General features: G+C 41.9%; 14 protein-coding genes and 1 riboswitch. Of the genes, 8 read left to right on the top strand and 6 right to left on the bottom strand.

What is annotated here, in order from left to right; all coding sequences use genetic code 11:
• Nucleotides 1-8: 8 nt before the first annotated feature.
• On the bottom strand, nucleotides 9-392 hold the full coding sequence (locus DEO27_RS10085) for an SRPBCC domain-containing protein (protein WP_112575539.1): 384 nt from the start codon (nucleotides 390-392) through the stop codon (nucleotides 9-11).
• A 23-nt stretch (nucleotides 393-415) separates the two neighbouring features.
• Nucleotides 416-1,006: an acetate uptake transporter gene (locus DEO27_RS10080; protein WP_112575580.1), complete on the bottom strand. Its 591-nt coding sequence runs from the start codon at nucleotides 1,004-1,006 to the stop codon at nucleotides 416-418.
• Between the two features lie 104 nt (nucleotides 1,007-1,110).
• Between DEO27_RS10080 and gpmA the strand changes: the two genes are divergently transcribed.
• Complete coding sequence (gene gpmA / locus DEO27_RS10075; RefSeq protein ID WP_112575538.1) at nucleotides 1,111-1,800, top strand: 2,3-diphosphoglycerate-dependent phosphoglycerate mutase; 690 nt, start codon at nucleotides 1,111-1,113, stop codon at nucleotides 1,798-1,800.
• An 88-nt stretch (nucleotides 1,801-1,888) separates the two neighbouring features.
• Nucleotides 1,889-2,371 carry a hypothetical protein gene (locus tag DEO27_RS10070; RefSeq protein WP_112575537.1) on the top strand — a complete coding sequence of 161 codons (483 nt, stop codon included), beginning with the start codon at nucleotides 1,889-1,891 and terminating at the stop codon, nucleotides 2,369-2,371.
• Between the two features lie 75 nt (nucleotides 2,372-2,446).
• Here the strand turns inward: DEO27_RS10070 and DEO27_RS10065 are convergent, their stop codons facing one another.
• The 4 genes from DEO27_RS10065 to DEO27_RS10050 form a co-directional block, all read right to left on the bottom strand.
• Nucleotides 2,447-3,682 carry a homoserine dehydrogenase gene (locus tag DEO27_RS10065; RefSeq protein ID WP_112575536.1) on the bottom strand — a complete coding sequence of 412 codons (1,236 nt, stop codon included), beginning with the start codon at nucleotides 3,680-3,682 and terminating at the stop codon, nucleotides 2,447-2,449.
• Nucleotides 3,682-4,737 (bottom strand): homoserine O-acetyltransferase family protein, encoded by a 1,056-nt coding sequence (gene metX / locus DEO27_RS10060; RefSeq protein ID WP_112575535.1) that lies wholly within the window; start codon nucleotides 4,735-4,737, stop codon nucleotides 3,682-3,684. Before metX ends, DEO27_RS10065 begins: the two co-directional genes overlap by 1 nt.
• 91 nt (nucleotides 4,738-4,828) lie before the next feature.
• Nucleotides 4,829-6,148, bottom strand: coding sequence for an O-acetylhomoserine aminocarboxypropyltransferase/cysteine synthase family protein (locus tag DEO27_RS10055; protein ID WP_112575534.1), 1,320 nt, complete (start codon nucleotides 6,146-6,148; stop codon nucleotides 4,829-4,831).
• Nucleotides 6,149-6,396: 248 nt separating this feature from the next.
• A riboswitch (SAM riboswitch) is annotated at nucleotides 6,397-6,507 on the bottom strand.
• Nucleotides 6,508-6,726: 219 nt separating this feature from the next.
• Complete coding sequence (locus DEO27_RS10050; RefSeq protein ID WP_112575533.1) at nucleotides 6,727-7,845, bottom strand: trans-sulfuration enzyme family protein; 1,119 nt, start codon at nucleotides 7,843-7,845, stop codon at nucleotides 6,727-6,729.
• A gap of 98 nt (nucleotides 7,846-7,943) precedes the next feature.
• On the opposite strand from DEO27_RS10050, the gene DEO27_RS10045 reads away from it, so the two are divergent.
• From DEO27_RS10045 to DEO27_RS10020, 6 genes are all read left to right on the top strand, one after another.
• Nucleotides 7,944-8,462, top strand: coding sequence for a hypothetical protein (locus tag DEO27_RS10045; protein ID WP_112575532.1), 519 nt, complete (start codon nucleotides 7,944-7,946; stop codon nucleotides 8,460-8,462).
• 92 nt (nucleotides 8,463-8,554) lie between these two features.
• Nucleotides 8,555-9,748 carry an aminofutalosine synthase MqnE gene (gene mqnE, locus DEO27_RS10040; RefSeq protein ID WP_112575579.1) on the top strand — a complete coding sequence of 398 codons (1,194 nt, stop codon included), beginning with the start codon at nucleotides 8,555-8,557 and terminating at the stop codon, nucleotides 9,746-9,748.
• Between the two features lie 89 nt (nucleotides 9,749-9,837).
• Entirely contained in the window at nucleotides 9,838-10,470 is a 633-nt protein-coding gene (locus tag DEO27_RS10035) for a histidine phosphatase family protein (protein ID WP_112575531.1), read from the top strand.
• A gap of 7 nt (nucleotides 10,471-10,477) precedes the next feature.
• A complete protein-coding gene (locus tag DEO27_RS10030) occupies nucleotides 10,478-11,221 on the top strand; it encodes a menaquinone biosynthetic enzyme MqnA/MqnD family protein (RefSeq protein WP_112575530.1) in 744 nt (247 codons plus the stop codon).
• A 150-nt stretch (nucleotides 11,222-11,371) separates the two neighbouring features.
• Nucleotides 11,372-12,184 (top strand): SDR family oxidoreductase, encoded by an 813-nt coding sequence (locus DEO27_RS10025; protein ID WP_112575529.1) that lies wholly within the window; start codon nucleotides 11,372-11,374, stop codon nucleotides 12,182-12,184.
• A gap of 225 nt (nucleotides 12,185-12,409) precedes the next feature.
• Nucleotides 12,410-12,886 (top strand): hypothetical protein, encoded by a 477-nt coding sequence (locus tag DEO27_RS10020; RefSeq protein ID WP_112575528.1) that lies wholly within the window; start codon nucleotides 12,410-12,412, stop codon nucleotides 12,884-12,886.
• Nucleotides 12,887-12,915: the final 29 nt, after the last annotated feature.

Here is a 12,915-nt window from a genome sequence, read left to right as displayed (position 1 = left end):
TAGATGTGTTAAGCGCCCTCAAAAAAGTCTATCAGGCCACCAAAGTAACTATCATTCCAGCCTTCAACAATGTCGTTATAATCATCGTCGGGTATGTTGGTATGCCTTAGCTCTGCAGATGTGCCATTTTTATCAGCATGCAGTTTGATGGTCACAATAGAGTTATCGCTTTGTCCCTCAAAATACCATTGCTGAACAACCTTTTTATTAGGTTCAAATTCGAGGTTTTTACCTACAATGCTGCCATCCCACATAGAAAATTCGGTGCCGGGTTCGGTAGACATTTGCGCTACTTCGCCAGTCCAAAGTTCGATGGTAATGGGATTAGTGATGGCCATATAGATCTCTTCGGGAGTGGCCGGTATGCTGTAATATTTTTTATAATCTTTCACCCACGCAATTTAGCTGAAAAAAATTAAACCTTCACCGGGCCAATAGGTAAAACAGTTTTTCCGTAAACTTCATTCAGCACATTGGCAATACCGGTATAGATAGCCGAAGCACCGCAAATGATACCTTCATATCCAGCCAGGTGCTTGATGCCTGCGTTTCCGGTAGCATCGCCTGCTACCAGCAGGAAAAACAACACAGTTAACGAAGCAAAAACAAACTGTAATGCACGGTTGAGCTTTAGCGTACCAAAAAACAACAGGAAGGTAAATACACCCCAGATGCTTAGGTAAGCAATCATGGCTCCTTCAGACGGAGCAGTACCCCAGCCAAGCTTAGGCATCACCAGCAAGCCAACTAATGAAAGCCAGAAAAAACCATACGAGGTGAATGCTGTAAGCCCGAAAGTATTATTCTTTTTCGCTTCGATAACACCGGCAATTACCTGTGCCAATCCACCATAAAATATACCCATGGCCAGGATCATGGTATTCATTTCAAAAAAGCCGGCATTGTGAATGTTTAATAAAACGGTTGTCATACCGAAAGCGCACAGGCCAAGCGGCGCCGGATTGGCAATGCCATCCTTCACCGGTACTGGTGTAGTAGGGATCATAATAGGTTTTAGTTTATTTGGTTTGTACCGCAAGCTAACTGATTTATAAATATTAAGCAAGTTTTTCACAACCCTTAACTTACTTTTGCGTTAACTAAATACCTATGCAAAAATTAGTATTAATCCGCCACGGCGAAAGTGTTTTCAATCAGCAAAACCGTTTTACAGGCTGGGAAGATGTCGACCTATCAGACAAAGGGTATGAGCAAGCCCACAACGCCGGAAAAATCCTGAATAAAAATGGCTATAACTTTGATATCGGCTTTACATCGTACCTGAAACGGTCGATCAAGACATTGCATTACATGCTTGAGGAGCTGGATCATCTTTGGATCCCGGTTGAAAAATCATGGCGTTTGAACGAACGCTTTTATGGAGCCTTACAGGGGTTAAATAAAGATGAAACTATTGCCCAATACGGGGAAGAGCAGGTACTAAAATGGCGCCGCGACCCTAATGAACATCCGCCGGCTATAACTAAAGAAGATCCCCGGTACCCGGGCCATGATCTTAGATATAAAGATTTAACCGAGCGTGAATTGCCCTTAACTGAAAACCTTAGTGAAACGATGGATAGGGTGCTGCCGTTTTGGAATGAAAGAATTGTGAGGGCTATGCGGCGCAATCAAAAGGTTATTATAGTGGCGCATGGCAACAGCCTACGGTCGCTGATAAAATATATTGATAATTTAAACGACGAAGAAGTAACTTCCCTGGAAATCCCTACCGCCGTACCCCTGGTTTATGAACTTGATGAGGGTTTGAACAGGATCAGGCATTATTACCTGGAATAATTACCCCCCGGACCTTCATTTCTCTTTTACTTGTGGTACAATTGTTTACCTTGTAAGCCATAAACCAATTAATCCCTAATTAAAGCGAATGAAAAAATCCGACATCTATGAGGTCGCCATTAAAGTATTGGGCATCTACCTGCTGGTAGCCGATATCTCTAAACTTCCGAACCTAATCACTTTTATAGGCAATCATACGGGTTCGCCTGGTGAACAGCCTACCGACCATGAAAATTTAGTACTTGTAAATTCTTTAAACTTTATTTTCCTGATGGTATTGGCTATACTGCTGATTGCCGGCACAAAAAGAATTACCCGCTGGATCACCCGGGAAAGTGATTATAAAGAAAATGCTAAGCTTTTTGCAGAGCGAAATATTATTTACGAAATATCCCTGGTGATAATTGGCGGACTTCTGTTAGTTAGCACCGCGCCTGATTTCTTATATCATATGTATACGCTTATTAATGGTAACGAACAAAGCAACATTATAGCTGAGGGCTCAAAAATATTCATCGGCATAATTACAGTAGCTTTTGCCAAAAGAATAGGAGCGTATTTTGCCAAATGAAATTAACCGGCATGTAACTAAAAAGGCTTCCCGTTTAGAGAAGCCTTTTTATATTAAAACAACCGAAGGAATCTACTAAAAAACTTCAGCTGTCTGTTTAGCTGCCGATGCTAAGCTGACCCCCGTAAGCTGATCGGCAAAGGCTACGAAAGCCTTGCTGTCAGATATACGTTGTTGGTTGGCGATCAGATTTTGTAAATTGATTTTTCCTATAACAAATTTGTAATTACCTGAATAGTAGCGCTCATTAATGTGTTCGAAGTTCAGCGCTTCAACCAGTTCTTCATCATCATAACGCAGATAAACCGTTAATTCAATGTTATTGGTAAAATTAAGATCTGTTTTTTCTTTTGCCTTTTTGTACTCGTACTGGTAATTATAGCGTAAAGCCGCTATATCCGACAGTACAGCAGAGCCGGTAGGGTGGCCACCAGCGCCTTTTCCGAAAAAGAATTGCTGATCGGCAAAAGCTGCCTGTACCGTTACGCCGTTGTATTCGTACTCAACGTTGTATAAAAACTCTTTATCGTTTACAAATTTTGGCAACACGAACAGGGCAACGTTGCGGTCGTCAAGTTCTTTAGCTACAGGCACCAGTTTAATTTTCAGGTTCTTTTCGCGGGCATATTGCAGATCTGCAGCGGCAAGATTCTGGATGCCAAGGTTAAATACCTCATCTGGCTGTACCACTACACCGTAAGCATGGGCAGCCGCGATAACCAGTTTATATTTAGCATCAAACCCGCCAACATCACTGGTTGGATCAGTTTCGGCAAAACCAAGGTCTTGTGCTTGTTTTAAGGCACTGTCATAATCTAAACCTTCAATAAAGCCTTTTGAAAGGATGTAATTTGATGAACCGTTGAAAATACCGCTTATCGAGTGTAATAATTCGTTGTCATAATATTCCTCAAGGTTACGGATGATAGGGATACTGCCGCAAACTGCACCCTCGTATAACAACGATGTTCCATATTGATGCTGGATCTCGATCAGTTCATCCAAATGCAGGGCAATCATTTTTTTACTGGCCGATACTACGTTCTTACCAGATTTTAAGGCCCTTGAAACAATTTCAAAAGCGGCTTCGGTATCATTGATCAACTCAACTATCGTGTTGATCTCCGGGTTATTAAGCAGTTCTTCTTTATCGGTAGTAAATAAATGAGCCGGTAAAGAACGTTTTTTGGTTGGATCTTTAATAGCAAATTTTACTATCTCAATGTTTAGCTTTTTTGTTTTTACGATATCATATAAACCCTGGCCCACAACTCCAAATCCGAAGAGGCCGATATTTAACTTTTTACTCATTACGCTGTACGTTGCAGTTCTATAATTTTTCCTTTCACATCGGTTTTAAAAAACGATGTAAATATGTTTGTTAATGCTTCTGTTTCAATTAAAAATCCGTCGTGCCCATAAAACGAATCCAGTTCGGCAAAGGCAGCTTTCGGGATATGCCTGAAAAGGTATTGTTGCTCCTCAATAGGGAATAACACATCCGATGAAATACCAATAACCAATGTTTTAGCTTTGATCAGGCTCAACGCCTTGTCAACCCCGTTACGGCCACGGCCCACGTTGTGCGAATCCATCACTTTTGTCAGGTACCAATAACTATAGGCATTATAGCGGTTCACCAGTTTCTCGCCCTGGTAGTTTTGGTATGACGATGAGCGAAAGCCATCTTTCACATCGTCGCTTTCTTCCTGCTGGGTGATACCATAGGTTTTATAAGTACGATAGCTTAAAAGCGCGATGCTCCGGGCTGCTTTTAAGCCTTTTTGACCACCTTCCGGCGTGTTACTATAGAAAGTACGGTCGGCAGTGATGGCTAAGCGCTGCGATTCATTAAAGGCAATGCCCCATGGTGAGTGCTTGGCATTGGTAGCAATCAGAATAAGATTTTTGATGCGTTCCGGCTCGATGATTGCCCATTCCATAGCCTGCTGGCCACCTAATGAACCGCCTATCAATACACTGATATTATTGATCTGCAAATGATCGGCAAGCAGTTGGTGTGCCTTTATCATATCCCTTGTAGTAAACTGCGGATAGGATAGGTAATACGGCTGCCCCGTAACCGGGTTAACACTTAGCGGACTTGTGGTACCATAAGGCGAACCCAAAATATTGGCGCAAACTATAAAATGCTCTTCAGGGTTAAAAAAATAACCCTCGCCAATAAGCCCTTTCCACCAGTCAAATACGTCGCTGTTGGCAGTAAGCGCGTGGCATACCCAAACAACGTTATTTTTTTCTTTATTTAACCTTCCATAGGTATGAAAGCCTATCTCTAAACCTTCAATCGCGCGGCCGGATTCAAATTCAAAAGTATCAGTGTATTTAAATATCTCTGCGTTCATTCTTCTATTTGTTATTCCGGGCGCAACCAGATTTTTTCTGGCCGCTGCCCGTAATAACGTTTACTATATCACTTAAAAAAACTATACATTTTTAAACTAACTCACCCTCACTTTGCTTAATTTTTGCAAAAGCTTGTTCAAAATCAGCTTTAATATCATCTATATGCTCAATACCAATGGCTACGCGTAATGATGTCGGCGTAACACCGGCAGATAGCTGCTCTTCATCAGATAATTGCTGATGCGTTGTTGCCGATGGCTGTATGATCAATGTTTTTGCGTCGCCCACGTTAGCTAAATGACTAACCAGTTTCAAATTATTGATTAACTGGCTGGCCTGCGCTTTATCACCTTTGATCTCGAACGATAATACGCCCCCAAAACCATTCTTTAAATATTTTTTTGCAAGGTCGTGGTATGGTGATGATTCCAGTCCCGGGTAATTTACCGTAGCCACTTGAGGATGCTGCTCTAACCATTTGGCCAGCTGCAAAGCATTATCTACATGGCGTTGCACCCTTAATGACAAGGTTTCCAATCCCTGGATATTCAGCCATGAATTAAATGGCGATTGCGATGGGCCAAAATCCCTTAAACCTTCCACACGGGCACGGATGATGAACTGAATGTTACCAAATGGGCCGCCGATGCCAAAAACATCGTTAAATACCAATCCGTGGTAACCTTCAGACGGTTCAGTGAACTGCGGAAATTTGCCGTTACCCCAGTTGTAATTACCGGCATCAATAATAGCGCCGCCAATACTGGTACCATGACCGCCGATCCATTTAGTAGTTGACTCAACAACAACATTAGCGCCATGTTCAATAGGGCGGAAGAGGTAACCACCTGCGCCAAAAGTATTATCGACAATTAAAGGAAGATCATGCCTTTTTGCAACTTCGCTAACCTTTTCAAAATCAGCAATGGTAAATCCAGGATTACCTATCGTCTCCAGGAAGATAGCTTTGGTTTTATCGTCAATAAGTGCTTCGATGTTCGCCGCGGTATCATCTTTGGCAAAACGCACCTCAATACCCAGGCGTTTAAATGCTACTTTAAACTGGTTATAGGTACCGCCATACAGGAAAGGAGAAGTAACAAAGTTATCACCTGCCTGCAGGATGTTATTTAATGCTATAAATTGTGCCGCCTGACCGGATGCTGTAGCCAGAGCAGCAGCGCCGCCCTCTAAAGCCGCAATGCGTTTTTCAAACACATCGGTAGTAGGGTTCATGATGCGGGTATATATATTGCCAAACTCCTTCAGCGCAAACAAATTGGCGCCATGTTCGGCACTGTTAAATACGTATGAAGTGGTTTGGTAAAGTGGTACTGCGCGTGAACCTGTTGTTGGATCAACTTCCTGACCGGCATGTAATTGTAAGGTTTCGAATTTTAAGGTAGACATAGTTGTAATTTTTAATGTGTTTAATTTAGATTTTTTTGTTAAGATGGATTTTGACAAAGCCGGTTTGATAAAACCGGTTTAACATCACACGCTTCTTTTCAGAGAAATGAAAACAGGGGCGTGCTAAGCATCAACAGCAGCAACACATACAAATACAGCCAATAGAGGAGCCAATATGTTGTATGTCACCGTTTAAGGCGTAAAAAGTGTTGTGTTGCGTAAATTTAATTAAACTTTTCATGGTTATAAATTTATATTCCCCGGTGTTATTTGCCGGGACAGGAATTGGCACCTTCTTCAACATTGAAGGGTTGCCAGCGGGTCATTGAGCCTGATCTCTCGCCGCTTCTTTATAAATCAAAACCCGAACTATGTGCGGAGTATTGATCGACGTTGGTATTGCTACCAAATAATGTTCCAAATATAAGGGGTTATTTGGGAATATGCCAAATTTTATTTTAGAAATGAGGTTAAAGGTCAAAGGCGAAAGGTTAAAGGTTTTTGAAATAGGGAATTTTTAACCCGCCTTCATGCTTCTACCTTTTGCCTTTGACCTTTCGCCTTTTACCTCAAGTGGCCTAAAGCGTTAAAGCCTGTTCCATATCAGCTATTAAATCATCTATATGCTCTAAACCAACCGAAACCCTTAGCAGGTTGCGGGGTGTCTTGGTATCCGGCCCTTCAACAGTAGCACGGTGTTCTATCAAACTTTCTACACCACCGAGACTGGTAGCTTTGATAAACAGCTTCAGTTTATTGATGATATTATGCGTGTCGTTTTCATCGCCTTTAATTATAAAGGATAGCATCCCGCCAAAAGCCAGCATCTGATCTTTTGCTATTTCATGTTGTGGATGCGATGATAAACCGGGGTACATAACCTGCTCAACATTAGGATATTGTTCCAAATATTCGGCTAACAACTGTGCGTTTTGTACGTGACCTTTTACGCGGTACGGCAAAGTTTTAATACTGCGTACCAGGTAATAGCAGTCCATAGGCGAGGGGATAGCACCTCCCATTTCCTGTACCTGACGGATCTTTGTCCACCAATCATTTGTTTCGCCTGTAATTAAGGCTCCGCCCATCAAATCGCTGTGGCCGCCAAAATATTTGGTGGCCGAGTGCATTACAATATCTACTCCCAAATCAAGCGGGCGTTGGCAAATTGGTGTTGCAAAGGTATTATCGCACAAAACTTTAATACCTTTTGCTTTGGCTATTGCTACTACTTTTTTTATATCAGTTATCTTAAGCAGCGGGTTTGATGGTGTTTCAATCCAGATCAAGCCTGTTTCGGGTTTAATATGCTGCTGCAATACATCGGTATCGTTTACATCGATAAAATCGAACGTTAATATCCCCGCAAACAGGTTTTTAAGCTGATTACGTAAGCCATGATACATATCATCTGGAGCAATAATATGAGTCCCCGGCTCAAGTGATTGAAATACGGACATCCCAGCCGCGTTGCCCGATGAAAACGAAGCAGCCTCAACGCCGCCCTCCAGTTTGGCCAGTAAATGTTCAAGCGCATGCCTGTTAGGATTGGCTGATCGACTATAGATATAACCTGCCGGGAAACCACCGTCTTCGCCGCGCTCAAACGTGGTTGACATAATAATAGGTTGTATTACGGCCCGTGTTGCTTCATCAACATGGTTACCGGCGTGTATAGCTATCGTTTCTGTTTTCATGGTTCGAAATATGATATCGCCCAAAGTAAAAAAGAATATTTGTTATTAGTTGTAGCGTTTTTTCATTTTTAGCCGAATAGATTATAAAACCTATCCGCATGAAAAGAACCTTTATCCTGATCCTGCTTGTTATAACCGGCTTTACAGCCTGCAAAAAAGATGCAAACGAAACAGCTTACGACAAAAGTTATAAGGTATGGCAAAGCTTTAAAACTGAAAGTAAAAACTCATACAGCTATACGGTTAACGCCGGGTCTGTATTTGGCTACGGCTCCGAAACAAAAATTACTGTGCAAAACGGCGTGGTGGTAGGGAGAGATTTTCTATCATATACTTTAGAGCAAAATCCTAACAGCGCTCCCACTAAAAAAATAAGGGAACAGTGGCAGGAAGATAAAACATCATTGGGGCAACATAATTCAGGTGCCGCATTACTTACGCTTGACCAGATTTATCAAAAAGCCAAAACCGAATGGCTTGCCGCCGATAAGAAAAAGAACACCATTTATTTTGAAACCCAAAATAACGGGATGATATCAGGTGCCAGTTATGCACCTAATGGCTGTCAGGATGATTGTTCGATAGGTATCTCTATAAGCGAGATCAAGGCTCTGTAACTTTAATGTAATTTACCATCAAATTTGGACGATATGTGTCATAACGCATATTACTTTTGTGCTTTTTTGTACATTTGGCCAAATTTATAATGATGCATAATTCAGATAATTTACAGGTATTGCTCCAGGATCCGAATTTATCTGCTGACTTAAAGCACATTGCCCAAAAGGTACTAAATAAACAACGCATCACATTTGATGAAGGCGTTTTGCTTTATGAGCAGGGCGAGCTTGGATATCTTGGCACTTTAGCCAATTACATCCGCGAGGAGCGCCACGGCGATAAAACTTATTTCAATCGTAACTTTCATATTGAGCCAACCAATCTTTGCGTTTATGACTGCAAATTTTGTTCATACTCACGCTTGCTGAAACAAAAATCAGAAGGCTGGGAGTACACCATGGACGAAATGTTTAATATGGTTGCCAAATACGACGGCGAGCCGGTTACCGAGGTTCACATTGTTGGCGGTGTATTGCCCCAATATGACGTGCCTTTTTACCAGGAACTTTTTGCCCGGATCCGGGCCCACAGGCCGGAGTTGCATATAAAAGCGCTTACCCCGGTTGAATACCATTACATTTTCAAAAAAGCCAAAATTGATTATGCCACTGGCATGCGCCTGATGCAGGAAGCCGGCCTGGATTCTATCCCGGGTGGTGGGGCCGAGATCTTTGATCCGGAGATCAGGGACCAGATCTCGAAAGATAAATGTACTGCCGATCAGTGGCTGGCTATTCATGAAGAATGGCATAAGTTGGGCGGCCGTTCAAACGCCACAATGCTTTACGGACATATTGAAGAATACAAGCACCGTGTTGACCATATGGAGCGCCTGCGCCAGTTACAGGATAAAACAGGAGGTTTCCAGACATTTATTCCGCTTAAATTCAGGAATAAAGACAACCAAATGTCGCATGTACCAGAGGTTTCAGTGATTGAGGATTTGCGTAACTACGCTGTAGCCCGTATCTACCTTGACAATTTCGATCATATTAAAGCTTATTGGGCGATGATCAGCCGTACAACCGCGCAGCTTTCGCTTAACTTTGGTGTTGATGATATTGATGGCACATTGGATGATACAACCAAAATCTATTCGATGGCGGGCGCCGAAGAACAACATCCGGGCATGAGCACCAAACAAGTAGTAGAGTTAATTAAACATGTTGGTCGCCAACCAATAGAACGCGATACCTTATATAATGTAATAACTGATTATACCAACTTCGAGTTTGGCGACGAACCGAAACCACAGTATTACAAGTTACCGGTTATTAATTAAGCTTAAAGCCGAAGGCTTAAAGCTGAAAGCAAAACAATAAATATAGCATAGATAAAGCAAAAAAGCTTTAAGCCTTTGGGCTCAAGAAAATGGCACAAAAAACCTTATATATAGTACGCCACGGCCAAACTGAGTTTAATAAACTTGGCATTATTCAAGGCCGCGGAGTTGATACCGATTTAAATAACGAAGGCCGCAAACAGGCCTGCCAGTTTTATGAAGCTTATAAAAACGTTCCGTTTGATAAGATCTATATATCGGCATTAAAGCGTACGCAACAAAGCGTCCAGCCTTTTATTGACCTCGGGCTCCCTTATGAAAAACTTTCGGGTTTGGATGAGCTGGCCTGGGGCGTTCATGAAGGACAAGCACCTACAACTGATAACAAAGCCGCTTTTCTGCAGATTATGCGGGATTGGCTGGATGGCAAGCTGGACAGCAAATTTGAAGGAGGCGAAAGTCCGCGGGAGGTTGAGGTTCGTCAGCGTGAAGCGTTAAAAGTGATCATGAGCCATCCCGAAGAAAAAAACGTGCTGATTTGTATGCATGGGCGTGCCTTACGCCTGTTGCTTTGCATCCTCACCGGTAAGCCTTTATCCGAAATGGATAGCTTCCCACACCAAAACCTGGTATTATATAAGGTAAACTATGATGGCGAAAAATTTGAGATCGCGGATTTCAATAACGCCGAACATCTAAAAAATTCCGAAGAACAGAAATAGCGCATTTGTGAACAAGATCAGAATATCAGCGGTAAGCTACACTAACACCAAACCTTTTTTATACGGCATTCAACATACCGACATCATTAATAAAATTGACCTGAGCCTGGATATCCCTTCAGATTGTGCTCAAAAACTTATCGACGACGTAGTTGATATCGGTCTTATCCCTGTCGCGGCTGCCTTAAGCCTGCCACAATGGGAAATTGTTTCTGATTACTGCATTGGCGCGGTAGGTGCCGTGAACTCAGTTTTCATTTTTAGTAATTGCGATATTAAGAATGTAAAAACCATCCAGCTTGATCCGCAATCGCGCTCATCAAACAACCTGGCCCGTGTGCTTATGAAAAACCGCTGGCAGGTAAATCCGGAACAAGTTATAAATGCACCGGATTACGCCCAGTCAACGGATGAGCATACCGCCTTTGTACAAATTGGCGACCGCACCTTCGGCAAAAAACAACAATATAAATACGTATATGACCTTGCCGAAGAATGGCAAAAATTAACCGGTTTGCCGTTTACTTTTGCAGCCTGGATTGCCAACAAGCCTATCCCGCAGGAGTTTATGGATGAGTTTAACGCTTCGCTGAAATATGGACTTGATCACCGGGAAGACTTGTTTAAGGAACTACCGATGCGTGATGATTTTGACCTGGTTGATTACCTCATGGTTAAAATAGATTATGATTTAACTGAAGATAAGAAGAAAGCTTTGTTCATGTTTCATGATTATATAAAGGCGCTATAATCTCTGAACCGGGATTTGGGCGATTTTTTTAAGATTACAGGACTATTGTTGTTTGATTATGTAATCCTTTAATCACATAAATCCCGGTTCAGACAAAAACAATCTTCCCATCAATTCAATTGCTTATATTAAACACAAAAACGTTTATCTATGAGCAATAACCCCCAACTATTAAAAGGACAAGCAGCTTTAATAACCGGTGCCGATAGTGGCATCGGAAAAGGCGTTGCATTGGCCATGGCCGAAGCAGGCGCCAAATTGCTGATCAATTATGCGCACAACAAAACCGCGGCTGATGATGTAGTCAGCCAGATCAAAGCATCCGGCGGCGAGGCCTTCGCCTTTCAGGCTGATGTGAGCCATGAGGATGAAGTAAAGGCCATGTTTGCCGAAATATTTAAGCAATATGGCACCATCGATATCCTGGTGAATAATGCCGGCTTGCAAAAAGACTCCAAATTTGTTGACATGACACTTGATGACTGGAATAAAGTGATCAGTATAAACCTAACCGGTCAATTCCTTTGCGCCCGGGAAGCAGCAAAAGAATTTATAAAAAGGGGAATTGTTGAGGAGAGAAGTAAAGCAGCCGGCAAGATCATTTGTATGAGCAGTGTGCATGAAGTTATCCCCTGGGCAGGGCACGTGAACTATGCGGCAAGTAAAGGCGGCATCATGATGTTTATGAAAAGCATAGCGCAGGAGCTTGCCCCGCATAAAATCAGGGTCAACGGCATCGGGCCGGGCGCAATTCAAACACCTATTAATAAGGAAGCCTGGGATACCCCCGAAGCGCTGGATAAACTATTGACACTCATTCCATACAACCGGATTGGCCAACCCAATGATATCGGAAAACTGGCAGTTTGGCTGGCTTCAGACGAGTCGGATTACATTACAGGGGTAACAATTTTTGCAGATGGAGGCATGACTTTATACCCTGGATTCGCAGATAATGGCTAAATGACATTTCAATGACAACATAAATCGGTTTAGCAAATCAAAAACGCCATTATTTGGCGTTTTTTCTTTTAGATATTGTAAAATATACACTAAGGTCATTGATAAAATTTAAATTTTGAGGCTATAAAACGCTATAATTATTAAATATTCATAAAAGTTTCAGAAAATTTTAAATATTGATAAGTCTACTGTATTTTTGTTGCAGGATTTAAAATTTAAACGAACATGAAAAAGATATTTTTAACAATAGCAACTGCAGCCTTATTTACCGTTAACGCTTTCGCCGATGGTGGCAAAAAATATGACGGTGGTACCAACGTTTCTTACATCGCTTTACACGGCTTTACTGCTGATTTCGCTGAAGCTACCAACGTTAACTGGACTGTAACTAAAAACGTACAAAAAGCTACCTTCACTGTTGATGGCGTTCAAAAAACTGCTTTCTACAACTTACAAGGTGAATTTTTAGGTACAACTCAACGTGTTGACAACAAAGCTATCCCAGCTAAAGCCCTTAAACAAATCAACAACGAGTACAAAGGTTACGAAGTAGGTGAAGTTATCGTTTACCAGGCTAACACTTCAATCAATGACGCTATCGAGCCAACTTCATACTTTGTTGACTTGAAAAACGACAAACACGAAGTTTTGGTAAGGATCACTCAACAAGCTAACATCGAGTTTTTCCAACAAGTGAAATAATTCCGAAAATTATAACAATTGAAAGCCGT

The organism is Mucilaginibacter rubeus (assembly GCF_003286415.2).
Taxonomy (GTDB): domain Bacteria; phylum Bacteroidota; class Bacteroidia; order Sphingobacteriales; family Sphingobacteriaceae; genus Mucilaginibacter; species Mucilaginibacter rubeus_A.
Note: the sequence above shows the minus strand (reverse complement) of the source record. Positions and strands in the feature narration are given on the sequence as shown.

Coding starts and splice junctions, on each gene's coding strand:
- DEO27_RS10080 (WP_112575580.1), bottom strand. CDS start 1,006: ATGATCCCTACTACACCAGTACCGGTGAAGGATGGCATTGCCAATCCG.
- gpmA (WP_112575538.1), top strand. CDS start 1,111: ATGCAAAAATTAGTATTAATCCGCCACGGCGAAAGTGTTTTCAATCAG.
- DEO27_RS10070 (WP_112575537.1), top strand. CDS start 1,889: ATGAAAAAATCCGACATCTATGAGGTCGCCATTAAAGTATTGGGCATC.
- DEO27_RS10065 (WP_112575536.1), bottom strand. CDS start 3,682: ATGAGTAAAAAGTTAAATATCGGCCTCTTCGGATTTGGAGTTGTGGGC.
- metX (WP_112575535.1), bottom strand. CDS start 4,737: ATGAACGCAGAGATATTTAAATACACTGATACTTTTGAATTTGAATCC.
- DEO27_RS10055 (WP_112575534.1), bottom strand. CDS start 6,148: ATGTCTACCTTAAAATTCGAAACCTTACAATTACATGCCGGTCAGGAA.
- DEO27_RS10050 (WP_112575533.1), bottom strand. CDS start 7,845: ATGAAAACAGAAACGATAGCTATACACGCCGGTAACCATGTTGATGAA.
- DEO27_RS10045 (WP_112575532.1), top strand. CDS start 7,944: ATGAAAAGAACCTTTATCCTGATCCTGCTTGTTATAACCGGCTTTACA.
- mqnE (WP_112575579.1), top strand. CDS start 8,555: ATGCATAATTCAGATAATTTACAGGTATTGCTCCAGGATCCGAATTTA.
- DEO27_RS10035 (WP_112575531.1), top strand. CDS start 9,838: ATGGCACAAAAAACCTTATATATAGTACGCCACGGCCAAACTGAGTTT.
- DEO27_RS10025 (WP_112575529.1), top strand. CDS start 11,372: ATGAGCAATAACCCCCAACTATTAAAAGGACAAGCAGCTTTAATAACC.
- DEO27_RS10020 (WP_112575528.1), top strand. CDS start 12,410: ATGAAAAAGATATTTTTAACAATAGCAACTGCAGCCTTATTTACCGTT.